This window comes from Polaromonas sp. YR568, from assembly GCF_943372955.1.
Lineage (GTDB): Bacteria > Pseudomonadota > Gammaproteobacteria > Burkholderiales > Burkholderiaceae_C > Polaromonas.
Genome location: NZ_CALSAL010000001.1, coordinates 754,343 through 776,584, shown reverse-complemented (window position 1 = coordinate 776,584; position 22,242 = coordinate 754,343). Strand labels below are relative to the sequence as shown.

Sequence of the window (22,242 nt, the reverse complement as noted above, 5' to 3'; positions counted from 1 at the left end):
ACTCAGCGGGCTAGCGGCTGCGAGACTTCATCGCGCGCTCCACCTCGCGCTTGCCTTCGCGGTCCTTGATGGTGTCGCGCTTGTCGTGCTCGCCCTTGCCTTTGGCCAGGCCGACTTCACACTTCACCTTGCCTGACTTCCAGTGGATGTTCAGCGGCACCAGCGTGAAGCCTTTCTGCTCCACCTTACCAATCAGGCGGCGGATTTCGTCCTTGTGCATCAGCAGCTTCTTGGTCCGCACGGAGTCGGGCCGCACATGGGTGGAGGCGGTGCCGAGCGGATTGATCTGGCAGCCGATCAGGAACAGCTCGCCATTGCGTACGACCACATAACCGTCTGTCAGCTGTACTTTGCCTTCGCGCAGCGATTTGACTTCCCAGCCTTCCAGCACCATGCCAGCCTCGAAACGCTCTTCAATGTGGTAGTTGAACAGGGCCTTTTTGTTGTCGGCAATGCGCACTGCTGCCAGAGCGGCTTTGGCACTGGCCTTGCCAGATGTGCCAGAGGCAGGTTTTTTGGAGGAGCTTGCTTCTTTGGTGACCATGAATCAGGAGGTGGGGGCAAAAGCAGGCAAGAACAGAGTCGAGCCGGGGTTAAACAGGCCTCATACAATTGCGCCCAGCCTTCGATTGTATGAAAAGCGTCCACAAGTCCGTCCTGATCTGGTACAGCGCCGCCGAAATGTTCGCATTGGTCACCGATGTGGCCCGCTACCCCGAGTTTCTCCCCTGGTGCGACCAGGCTGCGGTACTCACCTCGGATCAGCAAGGCATGACGGCCAAAGTGGGCATTGCGCTGGCCGGCTTCTCACAGAGCTTCACCACCCGCAACACCCACGAGCAGGACCGCAAGGTCAGCCTGGCACTGGTCGACGGGCCTTTCTCGAAGCTCGACGGCCAGTGGGATTTCACCCCCCTGGGCGACGGCACGCAGCGCGCCTGCAAGGTTGATTTCACCCTGCGCTACGACTTTGACAATGCCGCACTGGCAGCCTTGGTTGGCCCGGTATTTGACAAGATCGCTGGAAGCCTCGTCGATGCTTTCGTCAAGCGCGCTTCTCAGGTACATGGCGAAGCTTGAAGAGCTCCGCTTCCACTGTGGCTGCCATCCATATCACGGTGATTTGTTCGCCAGCGCCCAGGCAGGTGCTGGAGTGGCATTTGACCTTGCCCGTCGGCATTTCCGTCGGTGAGGCGCTGGCACTCAGCCGAAGCGAGCCGGCATTTCCTGCCTCGCTGACCGGTCGGCTCAGCGCCGGCGTGTGGGGGCGCAAAACACCCGCTTCACATGTGCTGCAGGACGGCGATCGGCTGGAAATTTACCGGGGTTTGCGGGTGGATCCAAAAGTCGCGCGCCGCGAGCGATTCAGCCGACAGGGCGCCCGGAGCGCCGGTTTGTTTGCCAAGCGGCGAGAGGGCGGGAAGGCCGGCTACTGAAGTGGCCGAACCGGAGGGGGTCAGACGCAGTCGGAGGCGACGATTCCCTGCAGACGCTTGACTTCCGAAGCACGCCTGGCGTCGTCCATGATTTCGCGCTCTCCCTTGGCATTGGTCACCGAGACCCTCACACCGGAATCAAAGGTGGCCAAGCCCTGCTTGGCCCTTGCACAGTTTTCCGCCTTGACCTTGGCCACGCGCTCGTCTTCGGCCTTTTTCTTGGCAGCCTCTTCCTCTTCAACCTGCTTCTTCTTTTCGGCGAGCTGAGGATCTTTGCCCGTCAACTTGGGCACATTACCGGCAGGCGGCGTGGCAGTCTTGGCAGCCGGTGCCGCTGCCGGCGCAGCACCTGCATCAGAAACAGGCTCAACCACAGCACTTTTGGCACCGGCAGGCTGCTTGAGGATGTTTTTCGCAGGAATGTCGGCCGGCGGAGAGCGATCACTGAACACGCGGCGCCCGTCCTTGTCCACCCACTGCCATTGGGCTGTGGCGCTGAAGGTAACGGCCAGCCCCAGCAGGGTGAGCAGGGCAGCGCGGAGAGCAGTTGGGAGGTGCATGGCCGGAGTTTAGCGCTGCCGTCGCGCTTTGTGAGGCACATTCGCGATAGTGGCTTTTTTGCCACCTGCGCCTCTTAGACGGACCCCAAACCGGCCGGGATCACGAGGGTACAATCGTGTTTTTGGAGCTATCCCTATGCGCCTACTCGGCAAAGCGCTCACCTTCGACGACGTATTGTTGGTGCCAGCGTTCTCCCAAGTCCTGCCCAAGGACACCTCGCTTTCCACCCAGTTTTCCCGCAATATTCGTCTGAACCTGCCGCTGGTTTCGGCGGCCATGGACACTGTCACCGAGGCCCGGCTGGCGATTGCGATTGCCCAGGAAGGTGGCATCGGCATCGTCCACAAAAACCTTACCGCCAAGCAGCAGGCCGCCGAAGTGGCCAAGGTCAAGCGCTATGAAAGCGGCGTGCTGCGCGACCCGGTGGTCATCACGCCCACGCATACCGTGCGGCAGGTCATGGCCCTCAGCGAGCAACTGGGCATTTCTGGTTTTCCGGTCATTGACGGCGGCAAGGTGGTCGGCATCGTCACTGGCCGTGACATGCGTTTTGAATCGCGCATGGATGTACCGGTCAGCACCATCATGACGCCGCGCGAGCGCCTCATCACCATGCCCGAGTCGGCCACACTGGCCGACGCCAAGGCGCTGCTCAACAAGCACCGGCTCGAGCGCGTGCTGCTGGTCAACGACCAGTTTGAGCTCAAGGGCCTGATCACCGTCAAGGACATCACCAAACAAACCACCTTCCCGAACGCCGCGCGCGATGCCCACGGGCAGCTCCGCGTCGGTGCCGCCGTGGGCGTGGGCGAGGGCACCGAAGAGCGCGTCGAAGCGCTGGTGCGCGCTGGTGTCGACGCCATCGTCGTCGACACGGCCCATGGCCACAGCAAGGGCGTGATCGACCGCGTGCGCTGGGTCAAGCAGAACTACCCTCAGGTCGACGTCATTGGCGGCAACATCGCCACCGGCGCGGCCGCGCTGGCACTGGCCGAGGCAGGCGCAGATGGTGTGAAGGTTGGCATTGGCCCCGGCAGCATCTGCACCACCCGCATCGTGGCGGGCGTCGGCGTGCCGCAGATCATGGCGATTGATAACGTGGCCACCGCGCTCAAGGGCTCCGGCATTCCACTGATCGGCGACGGCGGCATCCGCTACAGCGGCGACATCGCCAAGGCCATCGCAGCCGGTGCCAACACGGTGATGATGGGCGGCATGTTTGCCGGCACCGAAGAGGCGCCGGGCGAGGTCATCCTGTTCCAGGGCCGCAGCTACAAGAGCTACCGCGGCATGGGCAGCATCGGTGCCATGCAGCAGGGCAGCGCCGACCGCTATTTCCAGGAATCAAGCACTGGCAACCCGAATGCCGACAAGCTGGTGCCCGAGGGCATTGAAGGCCGCGTGCCCTACAAAGGATCCATGGTCGCCATCGTGTTCCAGATGGCCGGCGGTCTGCGGGCCAGCATGGGTTACTGCGGTTGCGCCACGATTGACGAGATGCGAGACAAGGCGGAATTCGTGGAAATCACCTCCGCTGGTATACGCGAAAGCCACGTTCACGATGTGCAGATCACCAAAGAAGCTCCCAACTACCGAGCTGATTAATCAGCAGAGCCCGCAAGGCGCCATCACTGGCGCCTTTCTTTTTTTGCCCTGAAAACTCCGTTTCATGCAACACCAGAAAATCCTCATCCTCGATTTCGGCTCACAGGTCACCCAGCTCATCGCACGCCGCGTGCGCGATGCCCATGTGTTTTGCGAAGTCCACCCTTGCGATGTCAGCGATGACTGGGTGCGTGAGTACGCCAAGGACGGCTCCCTCAAAGGTGTAATCCTCTCCGGTAGCCACGCCAGCATTTACGAAGAAACCACCGACAAGGCACCGCAGTCGGTGTTTGAACTGGGCATTCCGGTGCTGGGCATCTGCTACGGCATGCAGGCCATGGCGCACCAGCTGGGCGGCAAGGTGGAAGGTGGCCACAAGCGTGAGTTCGGCTCGGCAGACGTTCGTGCCCGCGGCCACACGGCCCTGCTCAAGGACATCGCCGACTACACCACGCCTGAAGGGCAGGGCATGCTCGATGTCTGGATGAGCCACGGCGACAAGGTCACCGAAATGCCCCCCGGTTTCAAGCTGATGGCCTCGACCGATTCATGCCCGATTGCCGGCATGGCTGATGAAGCCCGCCGTTTTTATGCGGTGCAGTTCCACCCTGAAGTCACGCACACCAAGCAAGGCAATGCGATCCTCAAACGCTTCGTGCTGGAGATCTGCGGCACCCGGCCCGACTGGATCATGGGCGACTACATCACCGAGGCGGTCGAGAAGATTCGCCAGCAGGTGGGCGACGAAGAGGTCATCCTGGGGCTGTCTGGTGGTGTCGATTCATCGGTAGCCGCTGCGCTGATTCACCGCGCCATTGGCGACCAGCTCACCTGCGTGTTTGTCGATCACGGCCTGCTGCGCCTGAACGAGGGCGACATGGTGATGGACATGTTTGTTGGCAAGCTGCACGCCAACGTGATCCGTGTCGATGCCAGCGACCAGTTCCTCGGCCACTTGGCCGGCGTGAGCGAACCGGAGGCCAAGCGCAAGATCATCGGGCGCGAGTTCGTTGAAGTGTTCAAGGCAGAGGCGGCGAAGCTCAAGGCAGGTACCGGCGGTCACAAGGGTGCGACCTTTCTGGCACAGGGCACGATTTACCCGGACGTGATCGAGTCGGGCGGCGCCAAGAGCAAGAAGGCAGTCACCATCAAGAGCCACCACAACGTGGGCGGTTTGCCGGAACAACTGGGCCTGAAACTGCTGGAGCCGCTGCGCGAGCTGTTCAAGGACGAGGTGCGCGAGCTGGGCGTGGCCCTGGGTCTGCCGCACGACATGGTGTACCGCCACCCCTTCCCCGGACCAGGCCTTGGCGTGCGCATTCTGGGTGAAGTGAAAAAGGAATACGCCGACCTGCTGCGGCGGGCCGATGCGATCTTCATCGAGGAGCTGCGCAACTTCAAGGACGCCGCCACCGGCAAGAGCTGGTACGACCTCACCAGCCAGGCCTTTACCGTGTTCCTGCCGGTCAAGAGCGTGGGCGTGATGGGCGATGGTCGCACTTATGACTATGTGGTCGCACTGCGTGCCGTGCAGACCAGCGATTTCATGACCGCCGACTGGGCAGAGCTGCCCTATGCGCTGCTCAAAAAGGTCTCGGGCCGCATCATCAACGAGGTGCGAGGCATCAACCGCGTCACCTACGACGTCAGCAGCAAGCCGCCAGCAACCATTGAGTGGGAATGATGTCTGGTCCGGCTCAGCGGCTCGCTCCCTGCGCCTGAATCTCGACCATCAGTTTTTCCACCGATAGCGGTGCTGAGCCTTCAGCTTTGTTGCTGATGGTGACGTAGGCCAGATAACCGGCTTCAGCGGTCGCCCGCACCACGCGGGCCAGTGCACGGCGGGTTTCCACATCTTCGTCGACCAGCTTGTCGTAAGGCAAATAGCGGTCGGCAGCGTCTTCATAGCCGTAGGCGCCATGCAGCCGGTTCAGGTTCCAGCGGCAGACCAGCGGACCGGGCCAGAGGGCTCGCAGCATCGGCAACTGACCTTCAATCGGCGGCATCTTGGCGTGCAAGCCCAAGCAGTAAGTGGCCTTTGAGGCTTTCAGCACCGCCGCCAGCTCAGGCCCCAGCCAGACCGGGTCTCGCACCTCAACCGCCACGACAGCGTCTGGCGCCTGCGTCGCAAGCTCCGGCAGCGCCTGCAGCATGCGCGACAGGCGCTCCAGCAATTCCGGCATGCGGGCGTGCAACATGCCCGGCAAGGGGCTGATCTGGAACACCAGCGCACCCAGCTTGTGACCCAGTCCCTGAAGCGCTGGCAGTGCAAATTCGGCAATCGCCAGTTCAGGGCTCAGAAACGCCGGATTGGGCTGCAGCGCCTGACCCTTCTCGCCACGCACGGTGGCGTCGGTCACCAACGCCGGGGCCTTCACCACAAAGCGGAAATCATCGTCCACCTGTGAGGCGTAGGCGGCGTACTGCTCGGTGGTCAGTGGGCGATAGAAGGCACGGTCCAGGCTGACGGTGCGAAACAGCGGGTGCCGGGCATAGGCGGCCAACCCGTGTCTGGACAGGGCGGTTTCGGCATACACATCGTCCCAGACCAAATCCGTCCAGCCGGGGTAGTTCCACGACGACGTCCCCACGCGTGCTTGTGCGGGAAGGTCTGCGCTCAAAAGCCGGTGCGCCTCCTTTGGCTCGGCGGCGCCCACCTGATGGGCTGGCTTTGAGCGGACCGGCCGTGGCGTCTTCGCAGTCGCAGGGCGCGCCGAAACCGTGCGCGACGGTTTGGCCTTTGGCGCGGGTTCATCGTCTGGCGGGAACAGTGCGTCTTGCATCGCCAGCCAGTCTACCGTTGCTGTTGGTCGCAAGCGGGGGCTGGCACAATGGGCGGCCCAAGCAAGAGGATTCCAGAGGATTCCTGATGTACCTTCCTCCCCAGTTCAAGGCCAAGGACGAGCAGCATGCCCGCGACCTGATCCGGGCCCATCCATTTGCCTCGCTGATTTCCACCGACGATGCGGGCCAGCCTTTTGTGACGCCGCTGCCGCTGCATCTGCTGGAAGAGGCGGGCCAGACGCTGCTGCTCGGTCACTGCGCCAAGGCGAATCCACAGTGGCGTTATTTGCAGGCACGCCCCCAGGCCGTGGTGACCTTCATGGGCCCGCACGCCTACATGACCCCGCAGGTCTATGCCGACCTTGCCCGGGTGCCCACATGGAACTACCTGCTGGTGCACTGCACCGTCGAAGCCCGACTCATTGAGCATTTCGATGACAAGGACCGGTTGCTCAAGCACCTGATCCATGACCACGAGCCGGCGTACGCCGACCAGTGGCGCGGTTTGCCATCGGACTACCAGCAGAAGATGATGAACTGCATCGTCGCTTTCGAGTTGAAGGTGACCGATTTGCAATGCGCAGTCAAGCTCAATCAGCACCGGCCGGAATGCCATGTGGCCCTGAAATCCCGCTACGCCGCAGGCAACGACCATGAACGGGAACTGGCGGCCTGGATGGACCGGCTGGGGCTTACGGCCGATACACCTGGCAGCAAGGAAGGAGCCTGACATGCGCGCGATTTTCAGTATTCTGGGTCTGGTGCTTGTTCTGGCCATCATCGGTCTATTGGCCAAAAAGCAGCTGGCGCCGACCGCGGTCAGCCCTGCAGCGGGCAGCGCGGTGGTGACCACACCGGCCGCGACACCCCAGCAAACACAGCAGCAAGTCAAGCAGACCGTCGAGGGCACCATGCAGGGCGCGATGCAGGCCCGGCCGATGCCTGATGACAAGTAGCACGCGCGATGTCACTCACCGAAGATGAAACCTTCATGCGACAGGCTCTCGAGCAGGCGCATGAGGCGGCTGCAGCCGGTGAAGTACCGGTCGGCGCGGTGGTGGTCCACCAGGGCAGGGTGATCGCCACCGGCCGCAACGCTCCCATCGACGGCCACGACCCGACCGCGCATGCCGAGGTGGTCGCACTGAGAGCTGCGGCCCAAGTGCTGGGCAATTACCGCCTGGATGACTGCGAGCTGTTTGTCACGCTGGAGCCTTGCGCCATGTGCAGCGGTGCGATGCTGCATGCGCGGCTCAAGCGCGTCGTGTTTGGCGCTGCTGATCCCAAAACAGGCGCTGCAGGCTCCGTGCTCAACCTGTTTGCCGAGCCGCGCCTGAATCACCAGACCCGGTGGCAGGGCGGGGTGCTGGCCGGTGAATGCAGTGCCTTGCTGCAGGCGTTTTTTCAGCAGCGTCGCGCCAGCCAGCGGGCCGAAGCCCAGCGCCTTCATCCCCTGCGCGATGACGCGGTTCGCACCCCCGACGCAGCCTTTGACGACTTGCCCGGCTACCCATGGCAGCCGCACTACCTGAGCGATCTTCCCGCGTTGGGCGGCTTGCGCCTGCATTACCTCGACGAGCGCCCGCAGGGGGTGCCCGCCAGCGGCTTCACGTATCTGTGCCTGCATGGCAATCCGGCGTGGAGCTACCTGTACCGCAAGATGATTCCGGCCATGCTGGCCGCCGGGCACCGGGTGGTTGCACCAGACCTGATCGGTTTTGGCAAGAGCGACAAGCCCAAGAAAGACAGCTTTCACCGCTTCAGCACCCACCGGCAGATCCTGCTGGAGCTCATTGAACGACTGGACTTGCAGCGCGTGGTGCTGGTGGTGCAGGACTGGGGCGGCATTCTGGGCCTGACACTGCCGATGGCCGCGCCACACCGCTATAGCGGTCTGCTGGTGATGAACACCTTGCTCGCCACTGGCGATGCGCCTTTGTCGGCGGGCTTTCTGGCCTGGCGCGAGATGTGCGCCAGGAACCCCGAATTTGACGTTGCACGCCTCTTTGCACGTGGCAACCCCCACATGAGTGCAGAGGAATGCGCGGCCTACAACGCGCCGTTTCCGGACCGGGGGCACCGTGCGGCACTGAGGGCTTTTCCCGCCATGGTGCCGGATGCGCCAGAAGCTGAGGGCGCGGCCATTTCACGCGAGGCGCAGGCCTTCTGGCAGCAGCACTGGCGCCAGCCATCGGTGATGGTCGTTGGTGCGCAAGACCCGGTGCTTGGCCTGCCGGTGATGCGTGAGCTTAAGGGCCTGATTTACGGTTGCCCTGAACCTTTAGTGATTGCTGACGCGGGCCATTTTGTACAGGAGCACGGTGACCAGTTTGTCGGCGATGCGCTGAGACTTCTGGGTGCCAAGGTGTCCTGACACAGGCTCAGGCAGTGCCCGCCAGTCGAAACACCGGCAACTGCCAGCCCAGAAAAATCGCACTCAGGCGCAGGCCAGCAACCACCACCAGCCCGATCCAGAAAGCCCAGGATTCCGGCACACGCGCCTTTTTCAGCAGCAGATAAAGAACGATGCCTGCAATCGCTGCGGTGGCATAGATGTCCTGCTTCAGGAGCAGCGGCACCTGGCTGCTGCACACGTCGCGCATCACGCCACCCGCCACGCCCGTCATGGTGCCCATCAGCACCACGATCAGTGGTGAGAGCCTGGCTTTTTCTGCCAGTTGGGCACCCGACAGTGCGAATAGTGCCAACCCGATCGCATCAGCCACCAGCAGGGCTTGCAGCGGAATCGGCAGCACCTGAAGCTGGACATACAGCACCGTACCCAGCGCGGCCAGGCATATGACCAGCAGGTAGGCGGGCTTTTCCATCCAGAAGATCGGGTGCCGGTTCATCAGCACATCGCGCAGGGTGCCACCGCCAATGGCCGTCAGCGACGCCAGCACCAGCACGCCGAGCAGGTCCAGTTCCAGTCGGCCCGCTGCCAGCGCACCGCTGACCGCAAAAACGGCCACACCCAACAAGTCCATCCAGTAAAGCAGCATGGTCGGGTTATACAACGTCGACTGACAAGGCCAGCTGACAATGCTGTGTGACAAGCTGGCGCACTGCAGTCAGCGCTGTGTAGTACGCTGGTTTTCAGGGGCCCACGAACAGGCAATATGTTGCAGCGAACCTCGCAGAAAACGGATGAAGTGTGTTAAAAATGAGCCCAGAACGACGTACTTTCCAGCTAGGACAAGCGGGCATATCTCCCGTCAGCGCTACCAAAAAGTGCGTCAAAAACGCGTGAAGAATGCGTCATAAAAAATGCGTCAGCAGGGCCTCCATCCAACCCCTCATCGAAGCCGACCTGTGGCGTGCATCGTTGATTTCCAAGGGCTCATTCCATGACCGACCTCCTGCCAGATTTCAAACCCGAGCCCGAACTCAGGCTGACGGCGGCCCATCTGGCCATGCAGCAGCAGCTGATGGAACTCACCGGTGTGGCGCAGGTCGTGATTGGCCCGTCCGGCCAGCTCAAGCTCAACAGCCGCGCCTGCGACATGTTCGGCCTGGACCGGGATGCACGCCCCATCACACTGGCCGAGCTGGAGTCGCTGATCGATGCGGCCGACCGGTCACGTTTTCGGGATGCTGGCCAGGAGGCGGGCCAGTCGAACGAGCCGCGCGAGCTTGACTGCCGTCTGATCCGTCCGGACGGACGGGCTGTTGAATTGCATGTCCGCCGCTACGGCGAGCGCGATGCCCACGGCCGCGTGACCGCCCATGTGCTGCTGGCGCTGGACATCACTGAGCGCAAACGCGTCGAGCGTGCGCTGCTGGAGACGGCAGAGCGCTTTCGCGCCATGACGGCCTTGTCGTCCGACCAGCACTGGGCACCAGAGGCACCGTCGCCAAGCCCGGTCGCCACGACGCCACCCGAGCAGAGCGCCAGCGAAGCCGAAAAAGTTTCGTCCAGGCCAAAGCAGAAAATGCGTGTGCTTTATGTCGAAGACAACATGTTCAACCTGATGCTGTTCGACGAGGTCATGCAGACGCGGGAAGATGTGGAGCTGCGCATCGCGCAGGACGGAGCCAAGGGTTTTGACATTGCACAGAGCTGGCTCCCCCATGTGTTGGTGCTGGACGCACACTTGCCAGACACCCACGGCATTGATCTGATCAAAAGAATGCGCCAGGTCGAGGGCCTGAAGAACACGCCGGTCTTCATGTGCTCCGGGGACAACCAGCCCGAGCACAAGCAGGCGGCCAAGGAAGCCGGCTTTGACGGTTACTGGACCAAACCTGTGGATATCGACAAGGTCTTTGCCGATCTCGACGATGTGGCCAACCGGACCGTGTTTGGCTGATGCAACGGCGGCTGCAGCGCCAGCCTGTTTATTCCCTTTCTTGCCTGTCTTCGCTTTCCTGCTTACTCCTTTTCCTATTTCGGGCGACTGTCTTCCGTGACGCAACACATCTACATCTATTCCCCGTCCAGCGCGGTCCGTGACAAGGCGAAGTTCCGGCGGGCAGTGAAGCGGCTTGAGGCCATGGGCCACGAGGTCGAGGTGGATGAGGCGGCACTGGCCAGTCATCAGCGTTTCGCCGGCGACGATGCCACCCGGCTCGCAGCCATTCACCGCGCAGCAGCCAGTGGTGCTGACGTAGCGCTGATCTCGCGCGGGGGTTACGGCCTTTCGCGTTTGTTACCCCAGATCCGTTACAAAGCGCTTGCCAAGGCCATCGACAAGGGCACCCGCTTCGTCGGACTGAGCGACTTTACGGCGCTGCAGATGGCCTTGCTTGCTACCACGGGCAGCGTGACATGGGCGGGCCCGGCATTGGCCGAAGACTTTGGCGGCGAAGAAGCACCTGACGAAATCATGCAGGCCTGCTTTGACGACCTGCTGTGCGGGCAAGGGGAGGGCAGTGGCTGGCGCTTGCCTAAAGCGACGCCCCTTGCAGCGCCAGTAACCACAGCCCTCTCAACTGCGCGCACTGATTTTCAGATCAACCAGGCCACGCTGTGGGGCGGCAACCTGGCCATGTTGGCGTCGCTGGTGGGAACGCCCTATCTGCCGCAGATCAAGGGCGGCATTCTGTTCATTGAAGACATCAGCGAGCACCCCTACCGTGTAGAACGCATGCTCACGCAGTTACTGCACGCCGGCATCCTGGGGCAGCAGAAGGCGGTGGTGTTCGGTCAGTTCACGAATTACAAGCTGTCGTCACATGACCGGGGGTTCAAGCTGGATTCCGTGGTGACCTGGCTGCAAAGCCAGATCAAGGCGCGCGTGTTGACCGGCTTGCCCTTCGGCCATGTGGCGACCAAGGTACTGCTGCCGGTGGGCGAGAAAGTGACGCTGGCGGTCGAGGGACGTGACGCTTTCCTGCTTTGGGGGCACGAGCACTGAGGCAGTGCCCTGGAGGCTCAACGAAGAGTGAGCGGGCTGGAGCGTGAGGCGAGCCCGCGCGGCAGGATGCCACTGAACTTGTCGCTGATCTGCTGAACCTTCTTGCGCGCCAGCGTCTCGCCGTGAACGGTTGCCAGCACAGCCATCACGTCGCCACGTGCGTACCAGAGGCCTTGCGCGTCAGACGCATAGCGGATGCGGCGGACGATTTTCGGGAAGTGCCGTTCGCCGAAGTCGCCCATCTCGTCCACCATCAACTCCCGGATTTCCTCCAGACGATCATCGAGTGCAGCCGGCGGGCCATCCCCTGTTCCCAGGATGGCCATGAAACTGCTTTTGAGATTACTTTTCAACCAGTGCATACGGCTCACAACTTTCTGGTGGACTTGCCTCGGTACTACAAAGTGTCACTTCATGTCACGTTCGATCTGTTAGATTAAGACGAGCCGTTGTTGCTGGCAACCGGATTGAGGTGACTTGGTTAACGCAAAACAACAAATGAATCAATGAGTTAGTAACCAGATGTGAAGTTGTTTCTTGGTGGATCGTTTCTTTAGTTCTTTTGAACTACGTGCATATTCACACAGACAATCCAAATACTTCATCACTTTTAGCGGTTTTATCGTTTTGGCCTGACGGGCCGGATTGGCAAGATGACCCCCTCGAACCACACCCCAAACAGCCCCGCAGGCAGTGCCGCCAGCATCACCTATCCGGCCCATTACATCGGCGGACAGTGGGTCAAGGCACAGTCCACAGACCGGTTGCCTGTGCATGACTCCAGCACTGAAGCATTGATGGCCACCGTGCCAGCGGGCACCGTGGCCGAAGCGCAATCAGCCGTGATGGCGGCCCGAGCGGCCTTCGACAGCTGGTCAGGTTTGCCGCTGGAAACACGCGCGGCCTTTCTCGACAAGATTGCCGCCGGCATCAAGGCCAGAACCGATGAGCTGGCCCTCGCCATTGCGAGGGAGGTCGGGATGCCGCTCAAGATGGCGCGCGCCGTTCAGGTCGGCGGACCGGCCTGGCACTGGGGCAACTTTGCGAAGGTGGCCCGCCATTTCGAGTGGGAAAAGAAAGTCGGAAACTCGCTGGTGGTGCGTGAGCCCATCGGCGTCGTGGGCTGCATCACGCCATGGAACTTCCCACTCAGCCAGATCACGCTGAAGATTGCACCGGCCCTGGTCGCAGGCTGCACTGTGGTGCTCAAGCCCAGCGAGATCGCACCGGTCAACGCAATGATTCTTGCGGAGATCATTCACGAGGCGGGTCTGCCACCCGGCGTGTTCAATCTGGTCAATGGCCTCGGGCCAGTGGTGGGTGAGGTTCTGGCGACCCACCCCGAGGTGGACATGGTGAGCTTCACCGGCTCGACCCGCGCCGGCAAGCGCGTGGCCGAACTGGCCAGCCAGACCGTCAAGCGTGTGGCGCTGGAACTGGGTGGCAAATCGGCCAGTGTGATTCTGGACGACGCCAACATGGAAGCTGCCGTCAAGGGCACGGTATCGGCCTGCATGCTCAACAGCGGCCAGACCTGCTCGGCCCATACCCGCATGCTGGTGCCCGCCAGCCGCTACCAGGAGGTGCGTGCACTCGCACAGGCTGCCATCGCACGCTTCCCGATTGGTCCGAGCCTGGACGAAGCCAGCAAACTCGGCCCGCTGGTCAGCGCCGCCCAGCGTGACCGCGTGATGGCCTTCATCCGCACCGGCATCGCTGAGGGGGCAGACGTGATTGCCGGGGGCGACATGCCGCCGGCGTTCAGCACCGGCTATTTTGTGGAGCCCACCATCCTTGGCATCAAGCCCACCGACATGCTGGCGCAGGAAGAGATCTTCGGCCCGGTGCTCTTGGTGATTCCGTACCGCGATGAAGAGGAAGCGGTGGCGATTGCCAACAACACGATCTACGGTCTGGGCGGTGCGGTCTGGGCTGGCACCGATGAACGCGCCATGGCTGTGGCAAGGCGCATGCGGACGGGCCAGGTGGACATCAACGGTGGGCCGTTCAACGGGCAGGCGCCCTTTGGCGGCTACAAGCAGTCGGGCAATGGCCGGGAGAACGGTGTTTACGGCTTTGAGGAGTTTCTGGAGTACAAGGCCATGCAGCTCAAGCCCAGCGCGGCTTGAACCCGTACGGCTTGATTTCAGGCCTGCGCTGTTCCCTGCGTTGTGATTAAATCGACTGAGTGATTCATCCGGCTTGACCTCGCGCCAATTCGCTTGACGACCCTCCGATCCCCTCCTTCATCAGCACGTCTAGCGCCCGTCAGGCAGTTTCAATGGCCGAAGTCACAGTTGTTTTTGCAGACCTCACCGGCAGCACCGGGGTCTTTGAGTCTCTCGGCAATGCCAAGGCCACCCAGGCCATCACCCGGCTGACCCAGTGGGTCGGCCAGGTGTGCGAAGCATCTGGTGGCCAGGTCATCAAATACCTTGGCGACGGCGTGCTCATCGTGTTTGCGTACAACCAGAGTGCCATTGAAGCGGCCTGTGAGCTGCAACGCGTGCATCAGGGCCGCATCGCCAGCTGGCCAGAGCCGCTGAAGATGCGGCTGCAGGTGGGTATGGCGCGCGGTGATGTGGTGGAGCAGGGCGGCGACTGTTTCGGTGACGCAGTGAATGTCGCCTCGCGCCTGAGTGACCTGTGCGGCCCCGAGCAGATTCTGGCCAGCGACAGCGTGATTGAAAGCCTTGCGCCCGACAGCCTGGTGCGATTCCGGCGCCTTGGGCCGATGAAGATCCGCGGACGCCAGGAGCCGTGCGTGGTGCACCAGATCGAGTGGCAGCAGGAGCTGCAGTCAGAGACATTCACGGTGCCCGCCAGCCTGTCTCTGCTGGCATCGGTCAGGGCGAAGCCGGATGCCGGGCTGGACACGATTTCACTGTCATGGCTGGGTACGCAGATCGAGTTTCCTGCTGCCGAAATGCCCATCTTCATCGGGCGCGACGAGTTGGGCCAGTTCGTGATCCAGGACCCGCGGGTGTCGCGCCGCCACGCCAAGCTGGAATGGCGCGATGGCAAGTTCTATCTCGAAGACGTCAGCAGCTACGGCACCTGGGTGAAGTTCGCCGGCAGCGCCGATGTGATTGCCTTGCGCCGTCAGGAGTGCGTGCTGCTGCTGGACGGAGAGATTGCGCTTGGCGCGCCGTTTGAGGACTTCAGCGTGCCGACGGTGAGTTTTCGGCGATCAGGAAGCCCGATCAAGCGGTTCTGAAGGCGGCCGCGCTTTAACCCGTTTGCTTTTCGGGTTCAGAGCGCTTGCCGCTGGTATTCCTTGCGCTTCATCGTGAGGTAGGTCTCGCGGTCCATCTCGCGCAGCTGGCGCGCATACGACTCCGTGGCGTCAAACCAGTATTGCAGGCGCGAATCGAATTGCTGCGCCGCCGGTTTTTCGAGTGTGGCGAAATAGGCCTCAATGGCCAGGTAGTAGCGCATGGTGTTGCGCTCGGCCGTGCCGCGCAGGCCACCGACCAGTCCGGAGGTCTGACCTTGTTGCACGCTTGAAAATCCCACTTTGGAGCGCCCCACAGTCGCCAGATAGGCCTGCATGGCCAGCTGGCTTGCCGTTCCATAGCGCGATGCGTAACGCAGGTGCAGAAAGGTTTTCCCGCCTGGCAGGGCGGCTGCTGCCAGCTCGATCACGTAGTTGCTGGTGCCCAAGGGGCCTTTGGCGCCATCCAGACGTGTACGGAGATGGCTGGCACTGCTCGACACCGGCTGAAAGGCGAGGTCCAGCGCAAAGGTGTCTTCGATGTGCTGTTCATCCTTCTTGCCGATGTTCAGGCGAATCATGGCTGGGCTTGCGGCGCCGGTGACGCGGCACATCTTGGTGTTGATGTGCAGGATCATGATCTCGCACCAGACCCGTGGATTCTGCAGCGCACGGCTGACCGTCGCAAACGGGGCGTCAAGCACGGCATGCACATCGCCACTGACGGTACTGGCGGACTGCAGCGAGTCCAGCACCAGTGGACGGCCGTAGGGGCTGCTGGTTAGCCGGCTCTGAAGGGTTTGGTGTTTGTCGACCAGCGCAGTGGCTTGGACGTCAGCCGCAGCGGAGGAGGGAGCCGGCACTTGTGCCTGCACCGTGTTGAATGTCGCCAGTGCAACCAGCAGCAGGCTTGGCAGAACGCTACTTAACCGAGCAGCAGAGAAACGTAAAGAGGTCCAGCATGAAGTCATGCGGTCAGTCTGCCATGTTGGCAGCGCTGTTTCGGGAGGACGCCGCAGTCACCTACGGCGCTTGTCTGTGCGGACCTACATGCCAGTTGCAGGTCGTACAAGGGCGCGCCATTCGCTGGACGCGGTGACATCAGCCACCACAGACCAGCATGGGCCATACAAACAGAAGAAGGATTACTTCACCAGCAGCACAGGCAAGTCGCTGTCGGCCACCACACGTTGCGCGACGCTGCCCATCAGTGCACGGCCCAGCAGGCCGTGGCCATGCGTTCCCATCACGATCATGTGGGCCTTTTTCTTCTTGGCGGCACCGATGATCTCTGCGACAGGTGAACCCACCACCCACTGCGTCTCAAACGGAATGGCATGGTTCTTCAGGAATTTCTCGATGGGCTTGAGGACTTTTGCAGATTCCTCGGCCTGGTATTCGCGAACCGCGTCGGCACCGACCATGCTCTTGACGCGGGGGCTCAAGGGCGGCTGGACATGCAGCACCACCAGATGGTCCTCGGGTCCTGCCAGACCCTCGTGGGTGCTCAGGAAGGCGAGCGCCTTTTTGGTGAACTTGCTACCGTCAACAGCCAACAGGATTCTCATGGGGTTTCTCCAAAAAATGTGTGCAGTGGAGTATAGGGAATTTGACAGGCAGCCCAGCGCTCAGGGTGATGCCGGCATCTTCCTTGCGCTCACTGGGCGTGTGGCTCACGGGTGGCCAGCGTGCTCTCGCTGGCGGCCTGACAAGTCACACACAGGGGGGTGGCCGGCAAGGCTTCCAGCCGGCGAAGATCAATGTCCTGACCACATTGCTCACAGCACCCGAAGCTGCCGTCCTGCAGCCGGCGGCGTGCAGCGAGCGCCTGCGCCAGTTCGGCGGCCGTGCGGTCGGCGTCCAGGGCCGCCATGTCCGCCTGCACCTCACGGTAGGCCATGTCCTTGAAGTCCTGAACCTCGCCGCTGGTGGCCTGCTCGTCTGCCAGTTCGCGGTGCTGGACTGTCTCCAGGGCTGCCCTCAGCTCGGCTTCACGCCGGACGAGGAGGGGACCGAAGTGCTTGGCCAGTGAGCTTGCGTCGTGGGTCATGGGGAAATCCGTTGGTGAATCAGCGGCAAATCAACTGCAAATGCGCCGTGCTGCGGTGTCAGGTGGTACCGATCAGCGCAATACCAGCACAGGAATCGTGCTGTGCGTCAGCACCTGTTGGGTCTCGCTGCCCAGCAGGATGCGCGAGATGCCCTTGCGGCCGTGCGAGGCCATCACGATGAGGTCGCACTTGTGTTTTTTGGCGGCAGTCAGGATGGAAGCCGAAACGATGTCTGACTTCGCCAGCACGCCCTTGGCTTTGACGCCGGCGGCTTCCGCCGTCTTTCGTACGGCTTCCACAATCGCCAGCGATTTGTCGGCCCATTCCTTTTCCATGCGCCCGATGTCCTGGGGCGAGATGCTCGCACCGCCCTCGAAGTAGCTCACAGGGTAGCGTGGCACCACATTGAGCGCGACAAGGTCGGCGCCCACCGCAGCGCAAAGGGCGATGGCGTCCTTGACCGCCTTTCTGGAAAGTGTCGAACCGTCAGTTGCAACAAGAATACGGGTGTACATGGTGGGTTCTCCTGTGTTGATGAGCGAAGTCTAGTGCGCTGCAAGGGCCCCGTTTTGATGTATGTCAACTTCCTCTCGGGTCGTGCTGGCTACCCTTGGGGCCATGCAGACTGCGACCGCCTTGTCTCCCGTCACCCCACTCGTGCCTCTCATGGGCGAGGTCTCGCCGTGGGCAGCGATGGACGAGCCCGCCGAATGGGAAGCGTTCAGCCGACCCGTGGCAGGGCGTGAGGGGCACTGGGAGTCCTGCCTGATGCTTGAGGGCCTGCGTTGCGCGGCCTGTGCGCTCACGGTTGAAGAGGTGCTGGCTCGCCTGCCCGGAGTGGACACGGTGCGGGTCAATGGCGTCACGGCATCGGCCAGCATCCAGTGGCAGCCGCAGGCCACACGGCCGTCCCTCTGGCTCGCGGCCCTGAACAAGGCGGGTTACGGGGCACTTCCTGCCGGTGACCTGATGCTAGCCACCCACCGCACACAGGCGCAGCGGCTGATGCTGTGGCGTTGGCTGGTGGCCGGGTTCTGCATGATGCAGGTCATGATGTACGCGGTGCCGGCCTACCTGGCCCCGGCGGGTGAGATCACGCCGGATATCAAGGCCCTGCTGGGCTGGGCCTCGTGGGTGCTGACCCTGCCGGTGCTGCTGTTTTCATGCTGGCCTTTTTTCTCGGGTGCACTGCGTGACCTGCAGCACCGACGCATCGGCATGGATGTGCCGGTGGCCCTGGGTGTGCTGATTGCCTTTGCTGCCAGCACCATTGCCACTTTTGACCCGTCTGGGCCGTGGGGCGCTAACGCCGCCTATGACTCGGTGTCGATGTTTGTGTTTTTCCTGCTGTCGGGCCGCCTGCTGGAGCAGCGCCTGCGCGACCGTACCGCTGGCGCCCTGGAAGCACTGGTGCGCCGCCTGCCTGACCGCGTGGAGCGGCGGGAAAACGATGGCAGTTTTCGGGCAGTGGCGGTGCGCCGACTGGTCGTGGGCGACCTGATCCGCGTGCTGCCCGGTCAGGCTTTCCCGGCTGACGGCGAGGTGGAGTCTGGCGAAAGCCGGGTCGACCAGTCACTGCTGACGGGAGAGTCCAAACCCGTGCTCAGGAAGACCTGCAACGCAGTGATTGCCGGCAGCCACAACCTCACTGGCGTGCTGCTGGTGCGGGTGCAACGCGTCGGGGCACACACCCGGTTTGCCGAAATTGTGGCCCTGATGGAGCAGGCGTCGGTCGAAAAGCCCGGCCTGGTGCAACTGGTGGACCGCATTGCCAGTCCGTTTCTGGTGGCGGTGCTGCTGGCCACTGCCGCAGCGGCTTTCTGGTGGTGGCCGATGGGGCCGTCGCATGCCTTGGCGGTGGCGGTGGCGGTGCTGATCGTGACCTGCCCGTGTGCCTTGTCGCTTGCCACGCCCGCAGCCATGCTCGCCGGTGCCGGCGCGCTGGCCAGGCGCGGCGTGCTGGTGCGCAAGCTGCAGGCACTGGAAAGCGGTGCGGTCATTGACACGGTGATCTTCGACAAGACCGGCACGCTGACCGAGGACCGCATGGAGGTCGTCACCGTCCACAGCCCGCCGGGCGTGAACCGTGAAGAGGCCTGCGAAAGAGCCGGTGCGCTGGCCCGGCATTCGCTGCACCCTGTCTCGCGCGCGATGGCCAACCGCTTTCCTGCACCCCACTGGGTTGCCAGCGAAGTGGAGGAGGTCGCTGGCAGCGGCCTGCGCGGCAGGGTGTCTCGGCCCGATGGCAGCGAAGCGCAAGTCCTGCAGCTCGGCTCCACCGCGTTCTGCGAGGCGCCTGCCGCACATGCAGATTTTTCGGTTCACCTGTCAGTCAGCCGGCCTGACGGCAGGCAGTACCTTGCTGGCTTTGCACTGGACGAAGCCCTGCGGCCTGATGCGCAGGAGGCTGTCACAGCCCTGCAAGGACTGGGCGTTCGCGTGCAACTGCTGTCAGGTGACACCGGGGCGGCCGTGACCGCACTGGCAAGCCGGGCAGGCATTGAGGATTGCTTCAGCCGGTGCACGCCCGAGGACAAACTGGACCATGTGCGAAGGCTGCAGCGCCAGGGGCATCGCGTGCTGATGGTGGGCGATGGCATGAACGATGGCCCCGTACTGGCCGCCGCCGATGTGTCGGTAGCCATGGGGCAGGCGGTTCCCCTCGCGCAAGCCAAGGCCGACTTCATCATCACAGGTAACCAACTCATGACGGTGGTGGCGCTGCTGGCCAAGGCGCGGCACACCCGTGCGGTGGTGCGCCAGAACCTCTGGTGGGCGGCCCTCTACAACGCCACCTGCGTGCCGCTGGCCATTCTGGGTTACATGCCGACGTGGCTGGCGGGCTTTGGCATGGCGGCGAGCTCCCTGCTGGTCGTGGCCAATGCGGCGCGTCTTGCACGTTCGGCACGAGTTGTGCCCATCGCCGTTGACGAACTGGAGCACTGAATGGACATTCTTTTTCTGCTGATTCCCCTGTCTGTGGTGCTGGCCTTGCTGATTCTGGGGGCGCTCGGCTGGGCCGTCTGGCGTGGGCAATTTGAGGCGCTGGAGCAGGAAGGCGAGCGCATTCTTCACGGCGATTGACCTGTGTCAAGTGTGTGGGCGCAGGGCACGCCGACACTCTGGAGCATCAAGACAAAAGGTGCTTCATGAACGAAGAAACGATGCGGGGTGTGGTCTATCACGACACGGTGGTGCGCCAGTTTTCACTGGCAGCCGTGCTGTGGGGCGTGGTGGGCATGGCCGTCGGCCTGTTGATTGCAGCGCAGCTGACCTGGCCGGAACTGAACTTCGGAATCCCCTGGCTGAGTTACGGCCGCCTCAGGCCACTGCACACCAACGCGGTGATCTTTGCCTTTGGCGGCTGCGCGCTGATTGGCAGCAGCTACTACGTGGTGCAGCGCACCTGCAGCGTGCCGCTGTTCATGCCCAAGCTGGCCGCCTTCACCTTCTGGGGCTGGCAGGCGGTGATCGTGGCGGCGGCGGTCAGCCTGCCCATGGGCTACACCACCGGCAAGGAATACGCCGAGCTGGAGTGGCCCATCGACATCCTGATCACGCTGGTGTGGGTGTCTTACGCCGTGGTGTTTTTCGGCACCCTGGGGATTCGCAAGATCCGGCACATCTACGTCGCCAACTGGTTTTACGGCGCCTTCATTCTGGCGGTAGCGGTGCTGCATGTGGTCAACAGCGCCGAGGTGCCGGCCGGCTGGATGAAGTCTTACTCGGCCTACGCCGGTGTGCAGGATGCCATGGTGCAGTGGTGGTACGGCCACAACGCGGTCGGCTTTTTCCTCACAGCAGGCTTTCTGGGGATGATGTATTACTTCATTCCCAAGCAGGCCGAGCGGCCGGTGTACAGCTACCGCCTGTCCATCGTCCACTTCTGGGCGCTGATCTTCACCTACATGTGGGCGGGCCCACACCACCTGCACTACACCGCCTTGCCGGACTGGACGCAGTCGGTCGGCATGGTGTTCTCGCTGATCCTGCTGGCGCCCAGCTGGGGCGGCATGATCAACGGCGTGATGACGCTGTCGGGCGCCTGGCACAAGCTGCGCGAAGACCCGATCCTGCGCTTCCTCATCGTGTCGCTGTCGTTCTACGGCATGAGCACCCTTGAAGGCCCGCTGATGTCGATCAAGACGGTGAACGCGCTTTCGCACTACACCGACTGGACGGTGGGCCATGTGCACTCGGGTGCGCTGGGTTGGGTCGGGCTGATCTCGATGGGCACGCTCTACTACCTGATTCCCCGCCTGTTCGGGCAGAAGCAGATGTATTCGGTGCGCGCTATCGAGGTGCACTTCTGGGTTGCCACCGTCGGCATCGTGCTGTACATCGCCGCCATGTGGATCGCCGGCGTGATGCAGGGCCTGATGTGGCGTGCCATCAACGCCGACGGAACGCTGACCTACACCTTTGTCGAGTCGGTGAAGGCCACGTACCCCTTCTATGTCGTGCGCTTCGCTGGCGGCTTGCTGTATCTGGGCGGCATGGTGCTGATGGCCTGGAATGTCGGCATGACCGTCGCCCGGGGCAGCGCCGTCCGCGTGCCGGTCCCCACACTGGCTCACGCCTGAATCAAGAAAGCAGATCCATGAAAGACGACAACGCACCTGTGGCCGGCTTCACGCACGAGAAGATCGAGACCAACAACTTCCTGATGATCATCCTGATCCTGCTGGTGATCGCCGTGGGCGGTCTGGTCGAGATCGTGCCGCTGTTCTTCCAGAAGTCCACCACCGCACCGCTGGCAGGCGTGAAGCCCTACAACGCGCTGCAACTGGCTGGCCGCGATGTTTATTTGCGCGAAGGTTGCTACAACTGCCACTCGCAGATGATCCGGCCCCTTCGCGCCGAGACGCTGCGCTATGGGCACTACTCGGTCGCTGGCGAATTCGTCTATGACCACCCGTTTCAGTGGGGCAGCAAGCGCACCGGGCCCGACCTGCACCGTGTGGGCGGCAAGTACACCGACGAATGGCACCGCATCCACCTGGTCAATCCGCGCGATGTGGTGCCTGAATCGAACATGCCAGCCTATCCTTGGCTGGAGAAGGCCACCATCGACCCGGCCGACATGGCGCCACGCATGAAGGCACTGCGCACCGTCGGCGTGCCGTACACCGACGCAGAGATCGCCCAGGCGGCTGCCGACGTCAAGGACAAGACCGAAATGGATGCGCTGGTGGCGTATCTGCAAGTGATGGGCAAGGCCCTGAAGTAACCCT

General features: G+C 62.6%; 24 protein-coding genes. 15 read left to right on the top strand and 9 right to left on the bottom strand.

The features are described from left to right. Positions 1 to 10: 10 nt before the first annotated feature. Positions 11 to 544, bottom strand: a complete 534-nt coding sequence (gene smpB, locus AAG793_RS03690; RefSeq protein WP_341904172.1) for an SsrA-binding protein SmpB — start codon at positions 542 to 544, stop codon at positions 11 to 13. Between the two features lie 89 nt (positions 545 to 633). On the opposite strand from smpB, the gene AAG793_RS03685 reads away from it, so the two are divergent. Together AAG793_RS03685 and AAG793_RS03680 are read left to right on the top strand one after the other, a co-directional pair. Beyond that, positions 634 to 1,080 (top strand): type II toxin-antitoxin system RatA family toxin, encoded by a 447-nt coding sequence (locus tag AAG793_RS03685; protein WP_341904169.1) that lies wholly within the window; start codon positions 634 to 636, stop codon positions 1,078 to 1,080. A gap of 17 nt (positions 1,081 to 1,097) precedes the next feature. Next, a complete protein-coding gene (locus AAG793_RS03680; RefSeq protein WP_341904167.1) occupies positions 1,098 to 1,436 on the top strand; it encodes an RnfH family protein in 339 nt (112 codons plus the stop codon). A 20-nt stretch (positions 1,437 to 1,456) separates the two neighbouring features. Here AAG793_RS03680 and AAG793_RS03675 read toward each other — a convergent pair whose 3' ends face one another. Further along, positions 1,457 to 1,996, bottom strand: a complete 540-nt coding sequence (locus tag AAG793_RS03675) for a DUF4124 domain-containing protein (RefSeq protein ID WP_341904164.1) — start codon at positions 1,994 to 1,996, stop codon at positions 1,457 to 1,459. A 136-nt stretch (positions 1,997 to 2,132) separates the two neighbouring features. Here AAG793_RS03675 and guaB point away from each other — a divergent pair, with 136 nt between their 5' ends. Both guaB and guaA read left to right on the top strand, forming a co-directional pair. Beyond that, positions 2,133 to 3,602, top strand: coding sequence for an IMP dehydrogenase (guaB, locus tag AAG793_RS03670; RefSeq protein ID WP_341904160.1), 1,470 nt, complete (start codon positions 2,133 to 2,135; stop codon positions 3,600 to 3,602). Between the two features lie 64 nt (positions 3,603 to 3,666). Next, positions 3,667 to 5,286: a glutamine-hydrolyzing GMP synthase gene (guaA, locus tag AAG793_RS03665; protein WP_341904157.1), complete on the top strand. Its 1,620-nt coding sequence runs from the start codon at positions 3,667 to 3,669 to the stop codon at positions 5,284 to 5,286. Positions 5,287 to 5,299: 13 nt separating this feature from the next. On the opposite strand, the gene AAG793_RS03660 is transcribed toward guaA, so the two are convergent. Continuing rightward, positions 5,300 to 6,223: a DUF72 domain-containing protein gene (locus AAG793_RS03660; RefSeq protein WP_341904155.1), complete on the bottom strand. Its 924-nt coding sequence runs from the start codon at positions 6,221 to 6,223 to the stop codon at positions 5,300 to 5,302. A 248-nt stretch (positions 6,224 to 6,471) separates the two neighbouring features. On the opposite strand from AAG793_RS03660, the gene AAG793_RS03655 reads away from it, so the two are divergent. The 3 genes from AAG793_RS03655 to tadA are packed head-to-tail and all read left to right on the top strand — an operon-like array spanning position 6,472 to position 8,760. Next, complete coding sequence (locus AAG793_RS03655; protein WP_341904153.1) at positions 6,472 to 7,116, top strand: FMN-binding negative transcriptional regulator; 645 nt, start codon at positions 6,472 to 6,474, stop codon at positions 7,114 to 7,116. Between the two features lies 1 nt (position 7,117). Beyond that, a complete protein-coding gene (locus AAG793_RS03650) occupies positions 7,118 to 7,342 on the top strand; it encodes a hypothetical protein (protein WP_341904150.1) in 225 nt (74 codons plus the stop codon). Between the two features lie 8 nt (positions 7,343 to 7,350). Further along, positions 7,351 to 8,760 (top strand): tRNA adenosine(34) deaminase TadA, encoded by a 1,410-nt coding sequence (gene tadA, locus AAG793_RS03645; RefSeq protein ID WP_341904149.1) that lies wholly within the window; start codon positions 7,351 to 7,353, stop codon positions 8,758 to 8,760. 7 nt (positions 8,761 to 8,767) lie between these two features. Here tadA and AAG793_RS03640 read toward each other — a convergent pair whose 3' ends face one another. After that, the gene (locus tag AAG793_RS03640) at positions 8,768 to 9,388 is read right to left on the bottom strand and encodes a trimeric intracellular cation channel family protein (RefSeq protein WP_341904146.1); all 621 of its coding nucleotides are present in this window, start codon (positions 9,386 to 9,388) and stop codon (positions 8,768 to 8,770) included. 345 nt (positions 9,389 to 9,733) lie between these two features. On the opposite strand from AAG793_RS03640, the gene AAG793_RS03635 reads away from it, so the two are divergent. Together AAG793_RS03635 and AAG793_RS03630 are read left to right on the top strand one after the other, a co-directional pair. Next, complete coding sequence (locus tag AAG793_RS03635; protein ID WP_341904144.1) at positions 9,734 to 10,696, top strand: response regulator; 963 nt, start codon at positions 9,734 to 9,736, stop codon at positions 10,694 to 10,696. A 96-nt stretch (positions 10,697 to 10,792) separates the two neighbouring features. Then, positions 10,793 to 11,743, top strand: a complete 951-nt coding sequence (locus AAG793_RS03630; protein WP_341904142.1) for an LD-carboxypeptidase — start codon at positions 10,793 to 10,795, stop codon at positions 11,741 to 11,743. A gap of 17 nt (positions 11,744 to 11,760) precedes the next feature. Here AAG793_RS03630 and AAG793_RS03625 read toward each other — a convergent pair whose 3' ends face one another. Beyond that, positions 11,761 to 12,069, bottom strand: coding sequence for a hypothetical protein (locus AAG793_RS03625; protein ID WP_341904140.1), 309 nt, complete (start codon positions 12,067 to 12,069; stop codon positions 11,761 to 11,763). Between the two features lie 327 nt (positions 12,070 to 12,396). On the opposite strand from AAG793_RS03625, the gene AAG793_RS03620 reads away from it, so the two are divergent. Together AAG793_RS03620 and AAG793_RS03615 are read left to right on the top strand one after the other, a co-directional pair. After that, positions 12,397 to 13,872, top strand: coding sequence for an aldehyde dehydrogenase family protein (locus AAG793_RS03620; RefSeq protein WP_341904137.1), 1,476 nt, complete (start codon positions 12,397 to 12,399; stop codon positions 13,870 to 13,872). Positions 13,873 to 14,024: 152 nt separating this feature from the next. Beyond that, positions 14,025 to 14,960 carry an adenylate/guanylate cyclase domain-containing protein gene (locus AAG793_RS03615; protein WP_341904135.1) on the top strand — a complete coding sequence of 312 codons (936 nt, stop codon included), beginning with the start codon at positions 14,025 to 14,027 and terminating at the stop codon, positions 14,958 to 14,960. Between the two features lie 35 nt (positions 14,961 to 14,995). On the opposite strand, the gene AAG793_RS03610 is transcribed toward AAG793_RS03615, so the two are convergent. The 4 genes from AAG793_RS03610 to AAG793_RS03595 all read right to left on the bottom strand — a co-directional run bounded on the left by AAG793_RS03610 (position 14,996) and on the right by AAG793_RS03595 (position 17,523). After that, positions 14,996 to 15,928, bottom strand: a complete 933-nt coding sequence (locus AAG793_RS03610; protein WP_341904131.1) for a hypothetical protein — start codon at positions 15,926 to 15,928, stop codon at positions 14,996 to 14,998. Positions 15,929 to 16,102: 174 nt separating this feature from the next. After that, positions 16,103 to 16,525: a universal stress protein gene (locus AAG793_RS03605; RefSeq protein ID WP_341904130.1), complete on the bottom strand. Its 423-nt coding sequence runs from the start codon at positions 16,523 to 16,525 to the stop codon at positions 16,103 to 16,105. Between the two features lie 89 nt (positions 16,526 to 16,614). Next, positions 16,615 to 17,007 (bottom strand): TraR/DksA C4-type zinc finger protein, encoded by a 393-nt coding sequence (locus tag AAG793_RS03600; RefSeq protein ID WP_341904125.1) that lies wholly within the window; start codon positions 17,005 to 17,007, stop codon positions 16,615 to 16,617. 72 nt (positions 17,008 to 17,079) lie between these two features. Further along, entirely contained in the window at positions 17,080 to 17,523 is a 444-nt protein-coding gene (locus AAG793_RS03595; RefSeq protein ID WP_341904122.1) for a universal stress protein, read from the bottom strand. A 103-nt stretch (positions 17,524 to 17,626) separates the two neighbouring features. Between AAG793_RS03595 and AAG793_RS03590 the strand changes: the two genes are divergently transcribed. The 4 genes from AAG793_RS03590 to ccoO all read left to right on the top strand — a co-directional run bounded on the left by AAG793_RS03590 (position 17,627) and on the right by ccoO (position 22,238). Next, on the top strand, positions 17,627 to 19,954 hold the full coding sequence (locus AAG793_RS03590) for a cation-translocating P-type ATPase (protein WP_341904119.1): 2,328 nt from the start codon (positions 17,627 to 17,629) through the stop codon (positions 19,952 to 19,954). Beyond that, positions 19,955 to 20,092, top strand: coding sequence for a cbb3-type cytochrome oxidase assembly protein CcoS (gene ccoS, locus AAG793_RS03585; protein ID WP_341904115.1), 138 nt, complete (start codon positions 19,955 to 19,957; stop codon positions 20,090 to 20,092). Positions 20,093 to 20,157: 65 nt separating this feature from the next. Then, positions 20,158 to 21,591, top strand: a complete 1,434-nt coding sequence (ccoN, locus tag AAG793_RS03580) for a cytochrome-c oxidase, cbb3-type subunit I (protein WP_341904113.1) — start codon at positions 20,158 to 20,160, stop codon at positions 21,589 to 21,591. 17 nt (positions 21,592 to 21,608) lie between these two features. Continuing rightward, positions 21,609 to 22,238 carry a cytochrome-c oxidase, cbb3-type subunit II gene (ccoO, locus tag AAG793_RS03575; RefSeq protein ID WP_341904111.1) on the top strand — a complete coding sequence of 210 codons (630 nt, stop codon included), beginning with the start codon at positions 21,609 to 21,611 and terminating at the stop codon, positions 22,236 to 22,238. The last annotated feature ends 4 nt before the right edge of the window (positions 22,239 to 22,242 follow it).

What these genes read in the sequence shown, in the direction of transcription:
- ccoN (WP_341904113.1), top strand. Translation starts at nt 20,158, where the DNA reads ATGAACGAAGAAACGATGCGGGGTGTGGTCTATCACGACACGGTGGTG.
- guaB (WP_341904160.1), top strand. Translation starts at nt 2,133, where the DNA reads ATGCGCCTACTCGGCAAAGCGCTCACCTTCGACGACGTATTGTTGGTG.
- AAG793_RS03625 (WP_341904140.1), bottom strand. Translation starts at nt 12,069, where the DNA reads ATGGCCATCCTGGGAACAGGGGATGGCCCGCCGGCTGCACTCGATGAT.
- AAG793_RS03600 (WP_341904125.1), bottom strand. Translation starts at nt 17,007, where the DNA reads ATGACCCACGACGCAAGCTCACTGGCCAAGCACTTCGGTCCCCTCCTC.
- ccoS (WP_341904115.1), top strand. Translation starts at nt 19,955, where the DNA reads ATGGACATTCTTTTTCTGCTGATTCCCCTGTCTGTGGTGCTGGCCTTG.
- AAG793_RS03685 (WP_341904169.1), top strand. Translation starts at nt 634, where the DNA reads ATGAAAAGCGTCCACAAGTCCGTCCTGATCTGGTACAGCGCCGCCGAA.
- AAG793_RS03640 (WP_341904146.1), bottom strand. Translation starts at nt 9,388, where the DNA reads ATGCTGCTTTACTGGATGGACTTGTTGGGTGTGGCCGTTTTTGCGGTC.
- AAG793_RS03620 (WP_341904137.1), top strand. Translation starts at nt 12,397, where the DNA reads ATGACCCCCTCGAACCACACCCCAAACAGCCCCGCAGGCAGTGCCGCC.
- AAG793_RS03615 (WP_341904135.1), top strand. Translation starts at nt 14,025, where the DNA reads ATGGCCGAAGTCACAGTTGTTTTTGCAGACCTCACCGGCAGCACCGGG.
- AAG793_RS03595 (WP_341904122.1), bottom strand. Translation starts at nt 17,523, where the DNA reads ATGTACACCCGTATTCTTGTTGCAACTGACGGTTCGACACTTTCCAGA.
- AAG793_RS03675 (WP_341904164.1), bottom strand. Translation starts at nt 1,996, where the DNA reads ATGCACCTCCCAACTGCTCTCCGCGCTGCCCTGCTCACCCTGCTGGGG.
- ccoO (WP_341904111.1), top strand. Translation starts at nt 21,609, where the DNA reads ATGAAAGACGACAACGCACCTGTGGCCGGCTTCACGCACGAGAAGATC.
- AAG793_RS03655 (WP_341904153.1), top strand. Translation starts at nt 6,472, where the DNA reads ATGTACCTTCCTCCCCAGTTCAAGGCCAAGGACGAGCAGCATGCCCGC.
- AAG793_RS03610 (WP_341904131.1), bottom strand. Translation starts at nt 15,928, where the DNA reads ATGACTTCATGCTGGACCTCTTTACGTTTCTCTGCTGCTCGGTTAAGT.
- smpB (WP_341904172.1), bottom strand. Translation starts at nt 544, where the DNA reads ATGGTCACCAAAGAAGCAAGCTCCTCCAAAAAACCTGCCTCTGGCACA.
- AAG793_RS03635 (WP_341904144.1), top strand. Translation starts at nt 9,734, where the DNA reads ATGACCGACCTCCTGCCAGATTTCAAACCCGAGCCCGAACTCAGGCTG.
- AAG793_RS03605 (WP_341904130.1), bottom strand. Translation starts at nt 16,525, where the DNA reads ATGAGAATCCTGTTGGCTGTTGACGGTAGCAAGTTCACCAAAAAGGCG.
- AAG793_RS03590 (WP_341904119.1), top strand. Translation starts at nt 17,627, where the DNA reads ATGCAGACTGCGACCGCCTTGTCTCCCGTCACCCCACTCGTGCCTCTC.
- AAG793_RS03650 (WP_341904150.1), top strand. Translation starts at nt 7,118, where the DNA reads ATGCGCGCGATTTTCAGTATTCTGGGTCTGGTGCTTGTTCTGGCCATC.
- tadA (WP_341904149.1), top strand. Translation starts at nt 7,351, where the DNA reads ATGTCACTCACCGAAGATGAAACCTTCATGCGACAGGCTCTCGAGCAG.
- guaA (WP_341904157.1), top strand. Translation starts at nt 3,667, where the DNA reads ATGCAACACCAGAAAATCCTCATCCTCGATTTCGGCTCACAGGTCACC.